Genomic DNA, 20,028 nt, shown 5'->3' on the forward strand with positions numbered 1-20,028 from the left:
CGGACGCCTCCCACTCCATGGCGATCCACGTCTCATGCGTATCCTGATTCTCGGCGCCGGCGCGACCGGCGGTTACTTCGGTGGACGCCTGGCCCAGGCCGGCGTCGATGTCAGCTTCCTGGTGCGGCCGCCGCGGGCCGCACGCTTGCAGCGCGACGGCCTGCGCATCCGCAGTCCGCGCGGCGATGCAGCGATCGCGGTGAGCACGCTCACCGCCGACACGCTACCCGGCGCCGCGCAGGCGCGGCCGTTCGATCTGGTGTTGCTCAGTTGCAAGGCCTACGACCTGCAGAGCGCGCTGGAGGCGGTGGCACCGGCGGTCCACGAAGACACCAGCGTGCTGCCGATCCTCAATGGCCTGCGCCACTATCCGGCGCTGGATGCGCGCTTCGGTGCGGAGCGGGTCGTCGGCGGGCTGTGCTTCATCAGCGCGGTGCTGGATGCCGACGGCGCGATCCAGCACCTGGCCAAGCCGGCCTCGCTGACCTTCGGCGAGCGCGACGGCCGCGGTACCGACAGCGCGCGCGTGCGCGCCCTGGCCGAGGCCTGCGCGCAAGCCGACGTGGACCATCTGGCCACGCCGCGGATCGCGCAGGAGCAATGGATCAAGTACACCTTCCTCACCGCGCTGGCCGCGGCCACCTGTCTGATGCGTGCGCCGATCGGGCGCATCGTCGCCAGCGACGATGGGGTGACGCTGGTGCGCGGCCTGTATACCGAATGCACGGCGGTGGCCGCGGCGGCCGGCGAACCGGTGCCGGAGGCGGCGCAGGCCAGCGCGCTGCACCTGCTGACCCAGCCAGGCTCGCCGATGAAGGCGTCGATGCTGCGCGATCTGGAGGCCGGGCAGCAGGTGGAGGCGCAGCAGATCGTCGGCGACATGCTGGTCCGCGCCCGTACCGCCGGGAATGAAGCACCGCTGCTGATGGCCGCGTACTGCCACCTGCAGGCCTACCAGGCCGGTCTGCCCGCGCGCTGAGGTTTGCCGCGGGACGCCGGCACCACGCGCAGCGTGCCCCTGCCCTGCGCACGCCAGCCACGGTGTTCCGGGCAAGGTCGTACCCGCGCCGTCCCGAGGGCGGTCCTGCGTCTTCGCGCGCCGCTGACGCGCCTGGCGCCTATGCTCGCCCACCACACAGGGGGCGAGCGACGGTCACGCGCATGGAAAAACTGTTCCGCGGCGGGCATTTCCTCATCATCCTGCTGTTCCTGCTGTGCGCGGCCGGGCTGATCTGCATGGCCGTGCTCGAGCTATGGCACGGCCTGACGCCGGGCGGCGAACTGGTGGTGCGCGACCGCTTCAACGTGGTGCTGGAAGCGATCGGGCTGCTCACTGTGGCACTGGTGACCCTGGAACTGGGCCAGACCATCTACGAGGAAGAAGTACAGCGCGACGTCAAGGTCAGTGGACCGACCCGGGTGCGTCGCTACCTGTCGCGGTTCTTCGTGGTCATCGTCATCGCCCTGGCGATCGAGACCCTGGTGTCGATCTTCGAACTGATGCACGACGATCCGTCCAAGCTGCCCTACGCGTCTGCCGTGGGCCTGTGCGCGGCGCTGCTGCTGGTGGCCTGGGGCGTGTTCGTCAAGCTCAACCGCAGCGCCGAGGAACTGGAGCCGGAAGCCATGGCGGAAGCCAAGCGCGAGGACGCGCAGGTCGATTGAGGCCGGTGGGCGCCACCCGGTCAGGCCGACTCCCGTTGCCCACGTAGGAGCGGCTTCAGCCGCGACGGATGAAGCCCAACGCCGACTGACACCGTCAGGCGTCGGGACTGAAGTCCCTCCCACAAGAAGACGCCAACCCACGCCGTCCAGGATCTCCACCGGCGCATCGGCCGGCACGGTCGCGCAGAGGATCGGCATGGCCACCGGAGCATCCGCCGCGACGCCTTGCCCGGTCGCGGGCGAAGCCGCTCCAACAAAAGACGCGTACAGCCAAGCGCGCTTTTACGAATCCCCAATCCCCAATCCCGAATCCCCAAACACGAAACCCGCCGCGCCAACGTCCTCAGGCCGGCATCGGCAAGCGGAAAAACGACCGTGCGGCCGCGGTGCTGGCGGCGGCAACCGTCGCCACGTCTTCGCCACGGTCGCGTGCCAGTTCCTCGACGATGTGCGCCAGGAACGCCGGTTCGTTGCGGCGGTCCTTCGGCGTCGGCTTGAGCGTGCGCGGCAGCAGGTACGGTGCATCGGTCTCGATCATCAGCCGCTCGGCGGGGATGTGCTTCACCAGCTCGCGCAGGTGCGCGCCGCGGCGCTCGTCGCACAGCCAGCCGGTGATGCCGATGTACCAGTCGCGGTCCAGGTAGTCGAACAGTTCCTCGCGGCTGCCGGTAAAGCAATGCACCACTGCCGGGCCGAGCTTGCCGTCGAACTGGCGCATCAGCGCCATGAAGTCGGCATGGGCGTCGCGTTGGTGCAGGAACAGCGGCTTGCCGGTGTCCACCGCCAGTTGCAGCTGCCGCTCGAACGCGCGGTGCTGCGCCGGCCGCGGCGAAAAGTCGCGAAAGTAGTCCAGGCCGCATTCGCCCACCGCCACCACCTCGGCATGCGCATGCAGCGCGCGCAGTTCGGCGTCGCACTCGGCGGTGTACTCCACCGCGTGGTGCGGATGCACGCCGGCGGTGGCGTACAGCACGCCCGGATGCTGCTGCGCCAATTGCAGCGCCAGCGGCGAGTGCTCGCGGCTGGCGCCGGTGACCACCAGTTGCGCGACGCCGGCGGCGCGGGCGCGCTGCAACACAGCGTCGCGGTCGCGGTCGAAGGACTCGTGGGTGAGGTTGGCGCCGATGTCGATCAGGGTCATGCGCTTGCGCGGGAATCAGCCGGGACAGCAGCCAATTGTACGGGCCACGCGCCTGTCGCCGCTCCACGGCGGCGCGGCGGCCACGTATCCTTTGCCGATGACGTCCGCCGTGTTTCCGATCGATCCGCTGCTGCCGCAACTCCGCGACAGCCTCGCTGCCCACCCGCGCCTGGTGCTGGAAGCCCCACCCGGCGCCGGCAAGACCACCCAGGTACCGCCGGCGCTGCTCGACGCGCCGTGGCTGCAGGGCCGGCGCATCGTGATGCTGGAACCGCGCCGGGTCGCCGCGCGCAGCGCCGCCACCTTCATGGCCCGGCAGCGCGGCGAAGCGCCGGGCGAGACGGTGGGCTACCGCATCCGCTTCGAGAACAAGGTGTCCGCACGCACCCGCATCGAGGTGGTCACCGAGGGCATCCTGACCCGCATGCTGCAGGACGACCCGATGCTCGACGGGGTCGGCGCGTTGCTGTTCGACGAGTTCCATGAGCGCCACCTGGCCGCGGACCTGGGCCTGGCGCTGGCCCTGGACGTGCAGGCGCAGGTGCGCGAGGACCTGCGCATCGTGGTGATGTCGGCCACCCTGGACGGCGAGCGCCTGGCGCAGTTCCTCGACGCCCCGCGACTGTCCAGCGCCGGGCGCAGCTTTCCGGTGGAGATCGCGCATTTCCCGGCGCGGCGCGAGGAGTCGCTGGAGGCGCAGGCCCGGCGCGCGGTCGAGCACGCGCTGCAGCAGCATCCGGGCGACGTGCTGGTGTTCCTGCCCGGGCAACGCGAGATCGGGCGGGTGCAGGCGGCGCTGGAGGCGGCGGGGGTGGGGGGTGGTGCGGTGGTGGGTGTTGCTCCAGCAGGTGCCGCGTCGGGCTCTACCCAAGCCGGCACCGCCTCTGGCGTACCCTCATCCGGCGCTGCGCGCCACCTTCTCCCGCAGGGAGAAGGGCGCGAGGTGCAGGTCTTGCCGCTGCACGGCGAGTTGCCGGTGGAGCAGCAGACCAAGGTGTTGCAGCCCGATCCGCAGGGGCGGCGGCGCGTGGTGCTGGCGACCAACGTCGCCGAGTCTTCGGTGACGCTGCCCGGCGTGCGCGTGGTGATCGACGCCGGGCTGGCGCGCGAGCCGCACTACGATCCCAACAGCGGCTTCTCGCGGCTGGACGTCACCACCATCGCCCAGGCCTCGGCCGACCAGCGCGCCGGCCGCGCCGGCCGCGTCGCCAGCGGCTGGGCTTACCGGCTGTGGCCGCAGTCGCAGCGCCTGGAAGCGCAACGCCGCGCCGAGATTCTGCAGGTGGAACTGGCCGGGCTGGCGCTGGAACTGGCCGCCTGGGGCAGCGATGGGCTGCGCTTCGTCGATCCGCCGCCGCCCGGCGCGCTGGCCGCCGCCCGCGAGCTGCTGCAGCGGCTGGGCGCGCTCGGTGCGAACGGGACCATCACCGCCAGCGGCCGGCGCATGCTCGCGCTGGGCACGCATCCGCGGCTGGCGGCGATGCTGCTGGCCGCTGGCGATGCGCGCGCGCAGGCGCTGGCCTGCGACCTCGCCGCCCTGATCGAAGCGCGCGACCCGCTGCGCCAGGGCGGCGACGCACTGGCCGCGCGCTGGCGCGCCCTGGCCGCGTTCCGCCGCGGCCGCGTGCCGCACGACGCCAACCGCGGCGCGCTGGCGGCGATCGACGCGGCGGCCAAACAGTGGCGGCGGCGCCTGCGCATCGATGCCGCCGCACCGGACAGCGTGGAGGCGCACGAACTCGGCGATCTGCTGGCGCACGCCTTTCCCGACCGCATCGGCACCCGCCATCCCAACGATCCGCTGCGCTACCTGCTGGCCAACGGCCGCAGCGCGCGCATGTTCGACAACAGCGACCTGCGCGGCGAGCCCTGGCTGGTCGCCACCGAACTGCGCCACGAGGCCAAGGACGCGCTGCTGCTGCGCGCCGCGCCGGTGGACGAGCGCTACCTGCGCGCGCAGTTCCCGCAGCGCTTCGCGCAGGAGGACGTGGTGCGCTGGGATACCGAGCGGCGCGCACTGAGCGCGCTGCGTGAAACCCGCTTCGATCGCATCGTGCTCGACAGTCGCCCCGCCGGCCGCGTCGCACCGGCACAGGCGGCCGCGGCGCTGACCGAGGCGGTGCGCGAGCTGGGACTGCAGGCGCTGCCCTGGGGCGAGGGTCTGACGCAGTGGCGTGCGCGGGTGGCCGGGCTGCGCCAGTGGATGCCCGAACTGGACCTGCCGGACCTGGGCGATGCCGCGCTGCTGGACAGCCTCGACGACTGGCTGCGCCCCGCCTTCGCCGGCAAGACCCGGCTCGACGCGCTCGGAGAGGACGAACTGGGCGAGGCACTGAAGGCGCGACTGCCCTGGGACCGCCGCCAGGCCATCGACCGCAATGCCCCGGTGCGCATCGCGGTGCCCTCGGGCATGGAACGGCGCATCGACTACAGCCTGGACCATGCCGGGCAGCCGCAGCCGCCGGTGCTGGCGGTCAAGCTGCAGGAACTGTTCGGCCTGGCCGACACCCCGCGCATCGCCGACGGCCGCGTGCCGCTGCTGCTGCACCTGCTCTCGCCCGGCGGGCGGCCGCTGCAGGTCACCCAGGACCTGCGCAATTTCTGGTCCAGCACCTATCCGGAAGTGAAGAAGGAAATGAAGGGTCGCTATCCGCGCCACCCGTGGCCGGACGACCCGTGGACCGCCACCGCCAGCCACCGCGCCAAGCCGCGCGGCACCTAGGGCGACACGTGCCGCATTCAGCGGGCAGACGAATCCACGGCGCTGCGCTAACGCCCCGTATACGGAATGCGGGCGACACTGCAGCCCTTCATTCCTGCCAGTAGGGGACGCCCATGAGCAAGCTGACCATCATCACCGATCGCGCCCTGGATCTCGCCAGCCACGCCGGCGACAGCCTCAAGCACTTCGGCCCGCAGGCGAACAAGTGGCTGCAGTCCGGCAAGGCGGTGGGTGCGCTCAAGGCGGGCGCTGCGCTGGGTGCGGTGAAGACCGGCACCAAGGTCGCGCGTACCGCGGTGCGTCGCAATCCGGCAGTGGCCATCGCCGCCGCCGCGGTGGGCGTCGGCCTGCTGGGTTACGCCATCTACCGCAAGCGCCAGCGCGACAAGGGTGCGCCGATCGAAGGCAATGCCCAGCGCATCGAAGCGGCCAACAAGCGCGGCAATGTCGGTGCGCGCCGCAGCGCCGCCAGCACCCGTGGCACGCGCCGCACCGCGGCCGCGCAGGACGCCACCGAAGAGTGAATTGCGCGCGCGGCCTGACGGTCGTCGCAGTGCCATACGCAGCGACCGGGAGAGATCCCGGTCGCTTTTTTATGGATTCGCTGCAGCCATGCGCCTCTAGCGCAGGAGCGGCTTCAGCCGCGACCGGAAAACATCGGTAACGCTCGGTCGCGGCTGAAGCCGCTCCTATACGCGTCGCGCGGCACCGCACGCATTACAGCGCGCGCCACGCGCCCGGTGCCAGTCCGTCCAGGCGGTGCGCACCCATCGCCGCGCGCACCAAGCGCAGCGTCGGCAGGCCGACCGCTGCGGTCATCCGCCGCACCTGGCGATTGCGACCTTCGCGCAACACCACCTGCAGCCAGGCATCGGGCACGCTCTTGCGGAAGCGCACCGGCGGATCGCGCGGCCATAGCGATGGCGCCGCCTCCAGCAACGTCACCTCCGCCCGCGCGGTCGGCCCATCGTTCAACAGCACGCCGTCGCGCAGGCGTTGCAGTTGCTCCGGTTGCGGTGCGCCTTCCACCTGCACCCAGTAGGTCTTGGGCTGTTTGTGCCGCGGATCGGTAAGACGGTGCGCCAATGCGCCATCGTCGGTCAGCAGCAGCAAGCCCTCGCTGTCGTAGTCCAGGCGTCCGGCCGCATACACGTCGGCGGGCAGGCCGAACTCGGCCAGGGTGCGCCGCGGCGGCGTGCTGCGGTCGGTGAACTGGCACAGCACGTTGAAGGGCTTGTTGAAGGCGATCAGCATCGGCGGGAACGGCGGCGGGCCTGCGCCGCACGGCGCGGCGCAGGCATTGTCCCATGCGTCCGCGCCGCGTCGCCCGTGCGCCAACTCAGCGCTTGACGAACTTCAGGGTCATCCGGTCGCTCTCGCCGATCGCCTGGTACTTGGCGTCGTCGGCGGCCTCGTGCTGGTTGCTCGGCGGCAGCGTCCACACGCCGCCCGGATAATCCTTGGTGTCGCGCGGATTGGCGTTGACCTCGCTCTTGCCGGTCAGCTTGAAGCCGGCCGCCTCGGCCATGGCGATCACCTGGGCCTGGCCGACATAGCCGCTCTTGTCGTCGGCCGGCACGTCGGCCTTGGCACGGTGCTCGACCACGCCGAGCACGCCGCCGGGCTTGAGCACGTTGTAGAAGCCCTTGAACATGCCCTCGGCTTGGCCGGCCATGCGCCAGTTGTGCACGTTGCGGAAGGTCAGCACCAGGTCGGCCGAGCCGGGCGGGCCGAACACCGGTGCGTTCGGCGCATACGCGACGATGCGCGCGTGGTCGTACTGCGCCGGCGCCGCGGCGAACTTCTGCTCCAGGCCGGCGCGCGCCTTCTGCTGGTAATCGCGGCCGCGGCCTTCCGGCACGGCCGCCGGATCGACCACCGCGGCGATGTACTGCCCGCGCTCGCGCAGGTACGGCGCCAGGATCTCGGAATACCAGCCACTGCCCGGGGTGATCTCGATCACCGTCTGGGTCGGCTTGATGCCGAAGAACGCCAGGGTCTGGCCGGGATGGCGGTAGGCGTCGCGGGCGACGTTGGCGCGGTCGCGCCAACTGCCGTCGATCGCCGTCTGCAGCGCCGCGTCCGGCGCCGGCAGCGTCGCGGTGTCGGCGGGCTTGATCGCCTGCGCCGCGGGAGCGAGCAAGGCAGTGGCGACGGCCAGGGTGCAGGCGCAGGCGAGCGAGGTTCGAAGCGTCATGGCAGGCATCCGCAAGAGAGGTGGCGCGAGCCTAGCACGCGGCCCGGTAGCGCCGAATGTTGCGCTTCCGTTAGCGCGAATCACGTCTACAGAACGATGTTTTCGCGAGCATTTGACGACCGCCCAACCCCTGGCGACTATCCTGTCGCCTCCCCCAAAGTGGAACGTTTTCCATGCTGCACACGCGCGAACTCGGCCGCTCCGGCCTGCATGCGGCACCGCTGGCGTTCGGCGGCAACGTGTTCGGCTGGAGCGCCGACGCCAAGACCTCCTTCGCCCTGCTCGATGCCTTCGTCGAGGCCGGCTGCAATCTCATCGACACCGCCGACATCTACTCGGCCTGGGTCCCCGGCAACCACGGCGGCGAATCGGAAACGCTGATCGGGCAGTGGCTCAAGCGCAGCGGCAAGCGCGACAAGGTGCTGATCGCGACCAAGGTCGGCAAGTGGGCCGAACGCCCGGGCCTGTCGGCCGACAACATCGCCGCCGCCGCGGAGGACTCGCTGCAGCGCCTGCAGACCGACGTCATCGATCTGTACCAGGCGCACGAGGACGACGATTCGGTACCGCTGGAAGCGACGCTGGCAGCATTCGGGCGGCTGATCGAACAGGGCAAGGTGCGCGCGATCGGCGCCTCCAACTACGGCGCCGCGCGGCTGCGCGAGGCGTTGAACGTCTCGGCGCAGTATGGCCTGCCCCGTTACGAGACGCTGCAGCCGGAATACAACCTCTATGACCGCGCCGGCTACGAGGCCGAACTGGAACCTCTGGTGCGCGAACAGGGCCTGGGCGTGCTGTGCTACTACGCGCTGGCCAGCGGCTTCCTCAGCGGCAAGTACCGCCGCGCCGAAGACGCCGGCAAGAGCCAGGCGCGCGGCGCCAGCGTGGTCGCGCGCTATCTCAATGCGCGCGGCCTGCGCATCCTCGCCGCACTCGACGACATCGCCGGCAAGCATGCCGCCACGCCCACGCAGGTGGCGCTGGCCTGGCTGATGGCACGGCCGGGCATCGTCGCGCCGATCGCCAGCGCGACCAGCCTGGAGCAACTGCAGGACCTGCTCGCCGCCGCGCGCCTGCAGCTGTCGGCCGAGGACATCGCGCAATTGAATACCGCAAGTGAGGAAACCGCATGACCGCCCCCACCCAGACCACCCGCATCGTGCTGGCCTCGCGCCCGCAGGGCGCGCCGGGCACCGACAACTTCCGCACCGAACAGGCGCCGCTCGAGGCGCCGGGCCCCGGCCAGGTGCTGCTGCGCAATCGCTGGCTGTCGCTGGACCCGTACATGCGCGGGCGCATGAGCGATGCGCCCTCCTACGCGCCGCCGGTACAACTGGGCGAGACCATGGTCGGCAGCACCGTGGCCGAGGTGCTGCAATCCAACTCCCCCGACCACGCGCCGGGCGATCTGGTGCTGGTGCAGAACGGCGGCTGGCAGACCCATCTGGTCGTCGACGGCGCCAGCCTGCGACGCAAGCTCGATCCCCACTCGCCGCTGCCGCCGAGCACCGCGCTCGGCGTGTACGGCATGCCCGGCTTCACCGCCTATGCCGGCCTGCACGAGATCGGCAAGCCGCAGCCGGGCGAGACCGTGGCGGTCGCCGCGGCCACCGGCCCGGTCGGCGCCACCGTGGCGCAGATCGCCAGGCTGCGCGGGGCGAAGGTGATTGCCATCGCCGGTGGCGCGGAAAAATGCCGCTACCTGCGCGAGGAACTGGGCGTGGATGTGGCCCTGGACCACCGCGCCAAGGACTTCGCCGAGCAGTTGCGCGCCGCCGCGGCCGACGGCATCGACGTGTACTTCGAGAACGTCGGCGGCCACGTGTTCGATGCGGTGCTGCCGCTGCTCAACGACTTCGCCCGCGTGCCGGTGTGCGGCACCATCGCCACCTATAACGCCAACGGCGCGCTGCCGCCGGGGCCGGACCGGTTGCCGGCGCTGATGGGCCAGGTGCTGCGCCAGCGCCTGACCCTGCGCGGCTTCATCGTCGGCGACTTCGTCAAGCTGTATCCGGAGTTCCTGCGCGAAATGGGCGCCTGGCTCGCCGATGGCCGCGTGCGCTATCGCGAACACGTCGTCGACGGCCTGGAAAATGCGCCACAGGCCTTCATCGACATGTTGAGCGGCGGCAACTTCGGCAAGCTGGTGGTGCGGCTGGGCGACTGAGGCCACAAGGTCCGAGGCTGGTGCATCTGTGGGAGTCAACTGTCATGCGACCACGACGAACGGAGTAGACGGACGATCTACCTCGGAATCAGTCGGGACTGATCCCACAAAAAGGGACGGGAGTCCCTCCCCACATCGCGCCCGGACACCGATCATCGCCAGTCGCTGTAGGAGTCGCGATCGCTTGGTTTCGGCTGTTGCTTTTGCCCTTGTTTTTGACTTACCGGGTTCCCTTCCGAAGCGGCGGCCAGCGCGGGGAAAAACCCGAAGGGCGGCGCACAAGGATGTGCGCCGTCCGCGGCAGGGGCAGGATGCCCCTTCCGCGGATCCCCGTGATGGACGCGGACCCGGAGCGCGCAGCGCGGAGGGCGCAAGGCAGGGCGCGCTTTCTTTTGGTTACCTTTTCTTTGCGCGAGCAAAGAAAAGTAACTCGCCCGTCAGGGCGAAAGCCTTTGCTTTCGCTTGAGATTTGCGTGTCGGACGAAAAAGAACCGTAGGAGCGGCTGCCGCCGCGCCCGTCTGCCTCTTCGGCATCGACGCCCACTGATGCAACCACTACCATCGGACGCATCGCCGCCGCCGCCGCTTCCATGTCCGATTCCCCGCGTCCCCCTCGCGCACGCCGCACCGCGCGTGCCGCCACCGCTCCCACCCCGCCCGAGCGCGGCCTGGCCGCGGAGCTGATGCGGCGCATCGGCGAATGCGAAGGCGACCCGAACTTCATGACCTCGCTGGCGCGCGGCCTGGCTGTGCTCAGCGCCTTCGGCCAGCACAGCCGCGACGTCAGCATGGCCCAGCTCAGCGCCGACACCGGCATCCCGCGCGCGGCGGTGCGGCGCGTGCTGTACACGCTGGAGAAGCTGGGCTACGCCGGTACCCACGGCCGCGGCTACGTGCTGTTGCCGCGCGCGCTGGGCATCGGCAGCGGCTACCTGTCCACCGCCGCGCTGTCGGTGGCGGCGCAGCCGGTGCTGGATGCGCTGCGCGACGACCTGCACGAATCCTGCTCGCTGGGCGTGCTCGACGGCGACGACCTGCTGTACGTGGCGCGTGCGGAAACCGTGCGGATCATGTCGATCGGCCTGCGCGCCGGCAGCCGCCTGCCGGCGTACTGCACCTCGATGGGCCGGGTGCTGTTGGCGGCGCAGCCGGGCGACACCTTGAACAGCTACCTGGAGCGCAATCCGCTGCGCCCGCGCACCGAACGCACCGTCACCGACCGCACGCAGTTCCAGGCCCTGCTCGAGCGCGTGCAGCGCGACGGCTATGCGGTGGTGGACCAGGAACTGGAAATCGGCCTGCGCTCGGTGGCGGTGCCGGTGCGCAACCGCCAGGACCGCGTGGTCGCCGCGCTCAACGTCGGCAGCTCGGTGGCGCGGATGACCCTGGGCAGCCTGCAGAGCACGGTGTTGCCGGCACTGCGGCAGGCGGCGCAGCGCCTGAGCCGGGTGCTGGACTGAGCGCCGCGGGCGCCGCGCCGAGCCGCCGCGTCGCCCACCAGAACAGCAGCGCCAGCAGGCTGACCGCCGCCCCCAGGCGACACACGCCCACCCAGCCGGCCTGCGCGTAAGTCGCGGTCGTGCCGATCGCGCCCAGTCCGCTGCCCACCGCGTAGAACAGCATGTACAGGCCGATCAGCCGGCCGTGCGCGTGCGAACGGCCGCGCAGGATCATGCTCTGGCTGGTGACATGCAGCGCCTGCCCGGCCAGGTCGAGCAGGACGATGCCGAGCAGCAGCGCGGCCAGCGAGTGCGGCAGCCACGACAGCGGCCACCAGGCCAACACCAGCACCACCAGCGCCGCGGCGCTGGTGCGCTGGGCATGGCCGCGGTCGGCCCAGTGCCCGGCCCGCGCTGCCGCCAGCGCACCGACCGCGCCGACCAGACCGAAGGCGCCGATGGCGGTGTGCGAGAACGCGTACGGCGGTGCGCGCAACGGCAGCACCAACGCGCTCCAGAAGATGTTGAACGCCGCAAACATCAACAGCGCCAGCACGCCGCGCACCTGCAACACACGCTCCTGCCGCAGCAGCGTCAGCATGGACGCGATCAGGCGCAGATAGCGCAGTGGCTGCGGCGGCACCGGGAGCGCCGGCAACCAGCGCCACAGCGGCAGCGCGAGCGCCAGCATCAGCGCCGCGGCGCCGGCATAGACCGCGCGCCAGCCGGCCAGGTCGCTGACGCCGCCGGCGAACACCCGCGCCAGCAACAGGCCGATGAACACACCGCCCTGCGCCGCACCGACCACCCGCCCCTGCTCCTGCGGCGCCGCGGCGCTGGCGGCATAGGCGATCAACCCCTGGGTCATCGCCGTGCCCAGCATGCCGACGGCGAGCATGCCGGCCAGCAACACCGGCGCCGACCGCGCCACGCTCACCGCGATCAGCGCCGCGACCAATCCCAGCGCCTGCGCTGCCATCAGACGCCGGCGCTCCACCAGGTCGCCCAGCGGCACCAGCAACAGCAGGGCCAGCGCGCAGCCGACCTGGGCGGCGCTGACCACGCCGCCCACCGCTGCTGGGCCGATGCGGAAATCCGTTGCCAGCGCATCCAGCAGCGGCTGCGCGTAATAGACGTTGGCCACGCTCAGGCCGCTGGCAATGGCGAACAGCCAGACCAGACGACGCGGCATGGAGGGCACCGCGGTGACGGAGTGCATGATCGAAGATTCGCCCATTCCAGTTTCAAAACGAAACTTGTTTCAGGCTAGGCCGATAGGTTTTAAAATGCAACCACTGCCGCCGAGCGCCGACCGGAAACGCCGATGCCGTCCCGCCCTGCCCTGCCCGCGTCGCCCTGCCCGGTGGCGCGCAGCGCCGACCTGATCGGCGACCGCTGGTCGCTGCTGATCGTGCGCGATGCCTTCGATGGGGTGCGCCGCTTCGGCGACTTCCAGCGCAGCCTGGGCATGGCCCGCAACATCCTGGCCGACCGGCTGCGCAAGCTGGTCGAGGCCGGCATCCTGGAGACGCGCGAGGCGTCCGACGGCAGCGCCTACCGCGAGTACGCGCTGAGCGCCAAGGGCGAAGACCTGTTCGCGGTGGTGCTGGCGCTGCGGCAATGGGGCGAACGGCATCTGTTCGACCACGGCGAGCGCCATTCGGTGCTGATCGACACGCGCAACGGCAAGCCGGTCGCGCGCATGCAGCCGCGCGCCGCCGATGGCACGCGGCTGAGCCCGGCGGTCACCGAAGTGCGTAAGGTGCGCTGAGCGCGCGCGGCGCGCGCTATGCGCCGCCTTCGGCGGCCTGCTCGGCCAGGATCGGCGCGGCCAGGGCGAAGGCGTGGTTGGCCGCGGGCACGCCGCAATAGATCGCGGCCTGCAGCAGCACTTCCTTGATCTCGTCGGCGCTGACGCCGTTGTTGCGCGCGGCGCGCACGTGCAGCTTGAATTCTTCGTCGTGGCCGCGCGCCACCATCATCGCCAGGGTCAGCAGCGAGCGCGTGTGCCGCGGCAGGCCCTCGCGGGTCCACACCGTGCCCCAGGCGGTGCGGGTGATGAACTCCTGGAATTCCTCGGTGAACGGCGTGCGTGCGGCCAGCGAGCGGTCGACGTGGGCATCGCCGAGCACCGCGCGGCGCACCTGCAGGCCGGCGGCGTAGCGTTCGTTCTCGTGCATCGGGGCGACTCCTGAAACGTGGGGAAAAGCGGGCGCTGACTACTGCAGCAGGAAGCGCAGCAACGCATCGTTGAAGGCGTGCGGCGACTCGACATTGCACAGGTGGCGACCGTGCACCTCGGCATCCTCGCCTTGCGCCACCTGCGCGGCGATGGCCTGCAGATCGGCTGGCGGACATACCGGATCGTCGTGCCCGGCCACGGCCAGCACCGGCACGCGGATCTCGCCCAGGCGCGCGCGGAAGTCGGCCTCGGCCAGCGCCTGGCAGCAGCCGATGTAGGCCTGCGCATCGGTGGCGCGGAAACTCTCCAGGATCGCCTCGACGGTCGCCGGCTGCGCCTCGGCAAAGGCCGGGGTGAACCAGCGCGTGCGGGTGCCGTCGCACAGCGGCGCCAGGCCCTCGGCACGCACTTGCTCGATGCGCGCCTGCCAGCTCTCGGCGCTGCCGATTTTGGCCGCGGTGGCGCACAGGGTGAGGCTCAGCAGGCGCTCGCCCGCGTGCAGGCCCAGCCACTGCCCGGTCAGCCCACCGATCGACAGGCCACAGAAATGGCTGCGCTCGATCGACAGCGCATCCCAGAGCGCCACCACGTCGCCGCCGAGGTCGGCGATGGTGTAGGGCGCCGGCGGGGTGGTGGACGCGCCATGGCCGCGACGGTCGTAGCGCAGCACGCGGAAGTGCGGCGACAGCGCGGCGATCTGCGCGTCCCACATGTGCAGGTCGGTGCCGAGCGAGTTGCACAGGGTCAGCCACGGACGGCCTTCGCTGCCGTCGATGCGGTAATGCAGACGATGCGTGGGCAGGTCGAGGATGGGCATGGGCGGCGCTCGCAGGGAAAGTGGAAGGGGCCGTCGCGGCGGGGAACCGGACGGCTGCCGCAAGTCTAGAACGTGCCGCCCACGCTGCGGCAGGCCGGCACGACGCTGCGCCTCACCCGCGCGCCTGCGCGGCGAGCACGCGCTCGATCCACACCGTCGCCATGCCGCGCCAACTGTCTCTGGCGAACAGCGCATCCAGTTGCGCCGGCGCCAGCACCGCGGTCACCTGCGGTTCGGCGGCCAGCACCACGCGCAGATGCTGCTGCGTGGCCAGCGCACGACGCACCGCCGTTTCCACCAACGCGTGCGCGGCGGCCTTGCCCAGGTGCGCAGCCAGGGTCACCGCCACCGCCTCGGCGTAGAGCAGGCCGCCGTGGCTGTCCAGATGCGCGGCCATGCGCGCGCGGTCCAGTTCCAGGCCCTCGGCCAGCACCCGCACCTGCGCCAGGCTGCCGGCGCTCAGCCGCACCAGTTCCGGCAGGGTCTCCCATTCGGCATGCCAGCCGCCGACCGCGCGCTCGTGTTCCTGCGGCAACGCCGCGAACAGAGTCGCGAGCAGGCCGGGCGCGCGCGTGGCCGCGGCGATCGCGACCACGCAGCCGACCGGATTGCGCTTGTGCGGCATCGCCGAGGAGCCGCCCTTGCCCGCCGCCGCCGGCTCGAACGCCTCGGCCACTTCCGACTGCATCAGCAGGGCGACGTCGCGACCGATCTTGCCGAGGCTGCCGGCGAGCAGCGCGAACGCCGCGCCGATCTCGCCGATGCGGTCGCGCGCCGCATGCCAGGGCAGCGCCGGCAACGGCAGGCGCAACTCCGCCGCCAGCGCCTCGGCTACCGCCAGGCCCTGCGACTGCAGCGCGGCCAGGGTGCCGGCGGCGCCGCCGAACTGCAGCACCAGCGCATCCTCGCGCAGCGCCTGCAGGCGCCGGCGGCTGCGCTGCAGCGCGTCCAGCCAGCCGGCAGCCTTCAGTCCGAAGGTCACCGGCACCGCCTGCTGCAACAAGGTGCGCCCGGGCAGGCCGGTGTCGCGCTCGCGCTGCGCCAACGCCGCCAGCGCCGTGCACAGCGCGTCCAGTTGCGCTTCCACGTGGTCGAGCGCGGCGCGCAGCTGCAGCACCGCGCCGCTGTCGATGATGTCCTGGCTGGTCGCGCCCCAGTGCACCCAGCGCGCGGCGTCTTCATCGGCGGCGGCGACCTGCGTGGTGAGCGCCTTGACCAAGGGAATGGCTGGATTGCCGGCCAACGCGGTGGCGGCGGCGAGCGCCGGCAGGTCGTAGTGCGCGGCATCGCAGGCGGCGGCGATCGGCGCCACCGCGTCGGCCGGGATCACGCCGCAGCGTGCCTGCGCGCGCGCCAGCGCCGCTTCCACGTCGAGCATGGCCTGCAGGCGCGCACGGTCGTCGAACAGCGCATCGACGGCCGGATCGCCGAACAGCGGACGCAACAGGGACTCGGAGACGCTCATCGGTTCGTAGGCGGTGGAGAGATCATGCAGCGTAACCGCTGCGGCCTGTGCGGGATGTCGCTGCGCTCAGTAGCGGAAGAACACGGTCTCGTGCTCACCTTGCATGCGCACGTCCCACTGGTAGCGGTTGGGCGCCTGTGGTTGCGCGATCAGGGTGGCGCGGCGCTCGGCCGGCACCTGCGCCAGGATCGCGTCGCCGTCCAGGTCGTCGTCGCCGAAGTACAGCCGCGTCGGCGCGGCGCGCAGCAGGCCGCGCATGAACACCAGCACCACCAGGTGCGGCGCCTGCAGGCCCTTGGGCCCGGCGACACGGCCGGGCTTGACCGTGCGGAAGGCGAAGCGGCCCTGCGCGTCGGTCGGTACCCGGCCCCAGCCGTGGAAGGCGGGATCGTGGTCGCCGCGGCGCGGATCGGCGGCATGGTCGTAGATGCCGGCGGCATCGGCCTGCCAGATCTCCAGCAGCGCATCGCCGACCGGCGCGCCGTTGCCGTCGAACACGCTGCCGACGATCTCCACGTGGGTGCCCTGCGCCTGCGCCGGCGCGATCTCGGTGCGGTACAGCGGCTCCAGCCCGATGCGGTAGTAGGGGCCGACCGTCTGCGAGGGGGTTGCCTGGAAACTCATCGCCTCACTCCCAAGGAGTCTGCTTGCGTCCACGCAGGACGATGTCGAAACGGTAGCCCAGCGCAAACTCGTTGGCGGTGGTCTCCCAGTCGAACGCGGAGACCATGCGCTCGCGCGCCTTGGGGTCCTCCACGCAGTTGAAGATCGGGTCGAACGCCAGCAGCGGGTCGCCGGGGAAATACATCTGCGTGACCAGGCGCTGGCCGATGCCGTCGCCGTGCAGCGAGAAATGGATGTGCGCCGGGCGCCAGGCGTTGTAGTGGTTGCGCCACGGATACGCGCCGGGCTTGATGGTGGTGAAGCGGTAGCGGCCGTGGTCGTCGGTCAGCACCTGGCCGGTGCCGGTGAAGTTGGGATCCAGCGGCGCGTCGTGCTGGTCGCCGGCATGCAGGTAGCGGCCGGCGGCGTTGCACTGCCACACCTCGACCACGCTGTTGCGCACCGGCTTGCCGTTCTCGTCGAGCAGGCGCCCGCTGACGATGATGCGCTCGCCCAGCGGTGCGCCGGGGAAGCCGGCGGTGAGATCGGCGGCGTGTTCGCCGAGGGTGGTGCGGTCCAGGGTCGGGCCGGTGGCCTCGGACAGGGTCAGCGGGATCGCGATCGGATCGCGGGTGGGGCCGCGTGCGCCGGTGGAGGCGTAGGGCGGGTGCAGGTAGGCCGGCTGCGTCCCGGGGTACGGGCGCCGATAGCCGAGCAGGGGATCGATGGGGGTGTCGTCGCGCATCGTGCGGTCTCGCTGGCTCCACGCGGAGCCGGTTGGCTGGAAGGATGATGCAGGCGTGCGGGGCGCAGCGTCGATGGGGCGAGCGGCTACAGCCGCTCGATCGCCAGCGCCACGCCCTGGCCGACGCCGATGCACATGGTCGCCAGGCCGCGGCGACCACCGCTGGCCTCGAGCTGGCGCAGCAGGGTCAGGGCGAGGCGCGCACCGCTCATGCCCAGCGGATGACCGAGCGCGATCGCGCCGCCGTTGGCATTGACGTGCGCGGCATCGTCGGCGACGCCGAGTTCGCGCAGGCAGGCCAGGCCCTGCGCGGCGAAGGCTTCGTTGAGTTCGATCGCATCGAAGTCGCCGATGGACAGCCCCAGCCGCGCCAGCAGCTTGCGCGTGGCCGGCACCGGACCGATGCCCATGTAGGCCGGCTCCACGCCGGCGCTGGCGAAGCCCAGCACGCGTGCGCGCGGCGTCAGGCTCAGCGCCTGCACCTGCGCGTCGCTGGCCAGCAGCAGCGCGGCGGCGCCATCGTTGATGCCCGAGGCATTGCCGGCAGTGACCGTGCCCGGCTGGCGGAAGATCGGCTTGAGCCTGGCCAGCGCCTCGGGCGTGGTGTCGGCGCGCGGATGCTCGTCGACGCTGACCTCGACGGTCTCGCCGCGCTTCCTGCCCGGGGCGGTCACCGGCACGATCTCGCCGTCGAAGAAGCCGGCGGCCTGCGCGGCGGCGGTGCGCTGCTGGCTGCGCAGGGCGAAGGCGTCCTGGTCCTCGCGCGAGATGCCGTAGCGTGCGGCCACGTTCTCGGCGGTCTCGCCCATCAGCTCCACGCCATACAGTTGCTGCAGCTTCGGATTGACGAAGCGCCAGCCCATGGTGGTGTCTTCGAGCTGCTGGTTGCGGGCGAAGGCACTGTCGGCCTTGCCCATCACCCACGGCGCGCGCGACATCGACTCGACGCCGCCGGCGATGGCCAGGCCCAGCTCACCGGCGCGGATGCCGCGCGCGACGGTGCCGATCGCATCCAGGCCGGAGCCGCACAGGCGGTTGACCGTGCTGCCCGGCACGCCGAACGGCAGGCCCGCCAGCAGCAGGCTCATGCGCGCGACGTTGCGGTTGTCCTCGCCGGCCTGGTTGGCACAACCCAGGTAGACGTCGTCGAGTTGCGCCGGATCCAGCTGCGGCTGCCGCGCCAGCAGCGCCTGCAGCGGCACCGCGCCGAGGTCGTCCGCGCGTACCCCGGCCAGGGCGCCGCCGTAGCGGCCGATCGGCGTGCGGACGCCGTCGATGATGTAGGCCTCGTTCATGCCGCCTCCGTGGAATCGGCCAGGGTCAGCGCCAGCCCGGTGGCCTGGCGCAGGTCGTCCAGGCTCACGCCTTCGACCAGTTCGAGCACGCGCGCGCCGTCCGGCCCCAGCGCGAACACGCCCAGGTCGGTGTACACCCGCGACACGCAGCGCAGCCCGGTCAACGGATAGCTGCACGCGTCGACCAGCTTGGGTTCGCCACGCTTGGTCAGCAATTCCATCATCACGTAGACCTGCTTGGCGCCGATCGCCAGGTCCATCGCGCCGCCGACCGCGGGGATGGCATCGGCCGCGCCGGTGCTCCAGTTGGCCAGGTCGCCATGCACCGACACCTGGAACGCGCCGAGCACGCACACGTCCAGGCGCCCGCTGCGCATCATCGCGAACGAGTCGGCGTGGTGGAAATAGCAGCCGCCGGTCAGCAGCGTCACCGGCTGCTTGCCGGCGTTGATCAGGTCCAGGTCCTCCTGCCCCGGCGGCGGCGCCGGCCCCATGCCGAGCAGGCCGTTCTCGCTGTGCAGGAAGATCTCCTTGTCCGCCGGCAGGAAGTTGGCCACCGCGGTCGGCAGGCCGATGCCCAGGTTGACGTAGGCGCCCTCCGGAATATCGCGTGCCACCCGTGCGGCCAGCGCGTTGCGGTCAATGCCGCGCCCGTTCAACGCGTGCATGCGTCCTCCTGCGCGGTGCGCACCGCCACCAGCCGTTGCACGAAGATGCCCGGGGTCACCACCGCTTCCGGATCCAGCGCGCCCAGCTCCACCACCTGTTCCACCTGCACGATCGCGCAGGTGGCGGCCATCGCCATCAGCGGGCCGAAGTTGCGCGCGGTCTTGCGGTACACCAGGTTGCCCCAGCGGTCGCCGTGATGCGCCTTGATCAGCGCGAAGTCGGCGCGGATCGGATACTCCAGCACGTAATGGCGGCCGTCGATCTCGCGGGTCTCCTTGCCGGCGGCCAGCTCGGTGCCGTAGCCGGTGGGGGTGAAGATCGCGCCCAGGCCGTTGCCGGCGGCGTGGATGCGCGCGGCCAGGTTGCCCTGCGGCACCAGCTCCAGTTCCAGCTCGCCGGCGCGGTAGGCCGCGTCGAAGTGCTGCGAATCGCTCTGCCGCGGGAACGAGCACACGATCTTGCGCACGCGCTTGTGCTTGATCAGCGCAGCCAGCCCGGTCTCGCCGTTGCCGGCGTTGTTGTTGACGATGGTGAGCTCGCGCGCGCCCTGCGCGATCAGCGCGTCGATCAGCGCATCGGGCATGCCCGCGGTGCCGAAGCCGCCGATCATCACCGTGGCGCCATCGTGGATGTCGGCCACCGCGTCGGCGCACGAGGCCAGGGTCTTGTCGATCATCGGCGCCGCTCCGCCGTCGCCGGCCGGGGGCGCAGCGCGCGTCGGCGCAATCGCATTACAAGGTCTGCCACGACATCCTCCTCCAGGTCGCTCCGGGAGGCCACGTTAGGCCCGCTCCGGCGGGCGGTCAATCCGATTATCGGATGCATAGTTCGATAAACGAACAATTTAACGATGCGGCAACGGTGCGCCGGCCCTACCCTGTTGTATACATTCAGCCATCGCCCCCGCATCGGGCGATGGCG

The 20,028-nt window shown here is 71.2% G+C and carries 20 protein-coding genes; 8 read left to right on the plus strand and 12 right to left on the minus strand.

Annotated features, from left to right (window positions below; translation table 11 throughout):
* The first annotated feature begins 34 nt into the window (after positions 1-34).
* Both panE and AC1G9L_RS20245 read left to right on the plus strand, forming a co-directional pair.
* Complete coding sequence (gene panE / locus AC1G9L_RS20240) at positions 35-979, plus strand: 2-dehydropantoate 2-reductase (RefSeq protein WP_019799164.1); 945 nt, start codon at positions 35-37, stop codon at positions 977-979.
* A 182-nt stretch (positions 980-1,161) separates the two neighbouring features.
* Positions 1,162-1,665, plus strand: coding sequence for a hypothetical protein (locus AC1G9L_RS20245; protein ID WP_010340560.1), 504 nt, complete (start codon positions 1,162-1,164; stop codon positions 1,663-1,665).
* A 343-nt stretch (positions 1,666-2,008) separates the two neighbouring features.
* Here the strand turns inward: AC1G9L_RS20245 and AC1G9L_RS20250 are convergent, their stop codons facing one another.
* Positions 2,009-2,806, minus strand: a complete 798-nt coding sequence (locus AC1G9L_RS20250; protein ID WP_019799165.1) for a TatD family hydrolase — start codon at positions 2,804-2,806, stop codon at positions 2,009-2,011.
* A gap of 97 nt (positions 2,807-2,903) precedes the next feature.
* Between AC1G9L_RS20250 and hrpB the strand changes: the two genes are divergently transcribed.
* Together hrpB and AC1G9L_RS20260 are read left to right on the plus strand one after the other, a co-directional pair.
* Positions 2,904-5,528, plus strand: a complete 2,625-nt coding sequence (gene hrpB, locus AC1G9L_RS20255; RefSeq protein WP_481069827.1) for an ATP-dependent helicase HrpB — start codon at positions 2,904-2,906, stop codon at positions 5,526-5,528.
* Between the two features lie 113 nt (positions 5,529-5,641).
* Positions 5,642-6,052: a hypothetical protein gene (locus AC1G9L_RS20260; protein ID WP_019800810.1), complete on the plus strand. Its 411-nt coding sequence runs from the start codon at positions 5,642-5,644 to the stop codon at positions 6,050-6,052.
* A gap of 193 nt (positions 6,053-6,245) precedes the next feature.
* Here the strand turns inward: AC1G9L_RS20260 and AC1G9L_RS20265 are convergent, their stop codons facing one another.
* Complete coding sequence (locus tag AC1G9L_RS20265) at positions 6,246-6,782, minus strand: pseudouridine synthase (RefSeq protein ID WP_019800809.1); 537 nt, start codon at positions 6,780-6,782, stop codon at positions 6,246-6,248.
* 85 nt (positions 6,783-6,867) lie between these two features.
* Positions 6,868-7,725 (minus strand): methyltransferase, encoded by an 858-nt coding sequence (locus AC1G9L_RS20270; protein ID WP_019800808.1) that lies wholly within the window; start codon positions 7,723-7,725, stop codon positions 6,868-6,870.
* Between the two features lie 173 nt (positions 7,726-7,898).
* Here AC1G9L_RS20270 and AC1G9L_RS20275 point away from each other — a divergent pair, with 173 nt between their 5' ends.
* The 3 genes from AC1G9L_RS20275 to AC1G9L_RS20285 all read left to right on the plus strand — a co-directional run bounded on the left by AC1G9L_RS20275 (position 7,899) and on the right by AC1G9L_RS20285 (position 11,352).
* Positions 7,899-8,858, plus strand: coding sequence for an aldo/keto reductase (locus AC1G9L_RS20275; RefSeq protein WP_019800807.1), 960 nt, complete (start codon positions 7,899-7,901; stop codon positions 8,856-8,858).
* Positions 8,855-9,892, plus strand: coding sequence for a zinc-binding dehydrogenase (locus tag AC1G9L_RS20280; protein ID WP_019800806.1), 1,038 nt, complete (start codon positions 8,855-8,857; stop codon positions 9,890-9,892). Before AC1G9L_RS20275 ends, AC1G9L_RS20280 begins: the two co-directional genes overlap by 4 nt.
* Before the next feature lie 590 nt (positions 9,893-10,482).
* Positions 10,483-11,352 (plus strand): IclR family transcriptional regulator domain-containing protein, encoded by an 870-nt coding sequence (locus tag AC1G9L_RS20285; protein WP_019800805.1) that lies wholly within the window; start codon positions 10,483-10,485, stop codon positions 11,350-11,352.
* Here AC1G9L_RS20285 and AC1G9L_RS20290 read toward each other — a convergent pair.
* Positions 11,246-12,523 (minus strand): MFS transporter, encoded by a 1,278-nt coding sequence (locus AC1G9L_RS20290; protein WP_481069828.1) that lies wholly within the window; start codon positions 12,521-12,523, stop codon positions 11,246-11,248. The two genes, AC1G9L_RS20285 and AC1G9L_RS20290, sit on opposite strands and share 107 nt — an antisense overlap.
* Before the next feature lie 132 nt (positions 12,524-12,655).
* On the opposite strand from AC1G9L_RS20290, the gene AC1G9L_RS20295 reads away from it, so the two are divergent.
* Entirely contained in the window at positions 12,656-13,102 is a 447-nt protein-coding gene (locus AC1G9L_RS20295; protein ID WP_481069829.1) for a winged helix-turn-helix transcriptional regulator, read from the plus strand.
* Between the two features lie 16 nt (positions 13,103-13,118).
* Here AC1G9L_RS20295 and pcaC read toward each other — a convergent pair whose 3' ends face one another.
* From pcaC to AC1G9L_RS20335, 8 genes are all read right to left on the minus strand, one after another.
* Positions 13,119-13,511 carry a 4-carboxymuconolactone decarboxylase gene (pcaC, locus tag AC1G9L_RS20300; RefSeq protein WP_019799518.1) on the minus strand — a complete coding sequence of 131 codons (393 nt, stop codon included), beginning with the start codon at positions 13,509-13,511 and terminating at the stop codon, positions 13,119-13,121.
* A 39-nt stretch (positions 13,512-13,550) separates the two neighbouring features.
* Entirely contained in the window at positions 13,551-14,330 is a 780-nt protein-coding gene (pcaD, locus tag AC1G9L_RS20305; protein WP_019799517.1) for a 3-oxoadipate enol-lactonase, read from the minus strand.
* Positions 14,331-14,442: 112 nt separating this feature from the next.
* Positions 14,443-15,795: a 3-carboxy-cis,cis-muconate cycloisomerase gene (locus AC1G9L_RS20310; protein ID WP_481069830.1), complete on the minus strand. Its 1,353-nt coding sequence runs from the start codon at positions 15,793-15,795 to the stop codon at positions 14,443-14,445.
* A gap of 66 nt (positions 15,796-15,861) precedes the next feature.
* A complete protein-coding gene (gene pcaG, locus AC1G9L_RS20315) occupies positions 15,862-16,419 on the minus strand; it encodes a protocatechuate 3,4-dioxygenase subunit alpha (protein ID WP_019800039.1) in 558 nt (185 codons plus the stop codon).
* 4 nt (positions 16,420-16,423) lie between these two features.
* On the minus strand, positions 16,424-17,143 hold the full coding sequence (gene pcaH, locus AC1G9L_RS20320; RefSeq protein ID WP_017908147.1) for a protocatechuate 3,4-dioxygenase subunit beta: 720 nt from the start codon (positions 17,141-17,143) through the stop codon (positions 16,424-16,426).
* Between the two features lie 86 nt (positions 17,144-17,229).
* Positions 17,230-18,438, minus strand: a complete 1,209-nt coding sequence (gene pcaF, locus AC1G9L_RS20325; protein ID WP_481069831.1) for a 3-oxoadipyl-CoA thiolase — start codon at positions 18,436-18,438, stop codon at positions 17,230-17,232.
* The gene (locus AC1G9L_RS20330) at positions 18,435-19,106 is read right to left on the minus strand and encodes a 3-oxoacid CoA-transferase subunit B (RefSeq protein WP_209231244.1); all 672 of its coding nucleotides are present in this window, start codon (positions 19,104-19,106) and stop codon (positions 18,435-18,437) included. The genes pcaF and AC1G9L_RS20330 overlap by 4 nt, the downstream gene beginning before the upstream one ends.
* Positions 19,094-19,783, minus strand: coding sequence for a 3-oxoacid CoA-transferase subunit A (locus AC1G9L_RS20335; protein WP_019800900.1), 690 nt, complete (start codon positions 19,781-19,783; stop codon positions 19,094-19,096). Before AC1G9L_RS20335 ends, AC1G9L_RS20330 begins: the two co-directional genes overlap by 13 nt.
* Positions 19,784-20,028: the final 245 nt, after the last annotated feature.

The organism is Xanthomonas sp. NCPPB 1132 (genome assembly GCF_056629235.1).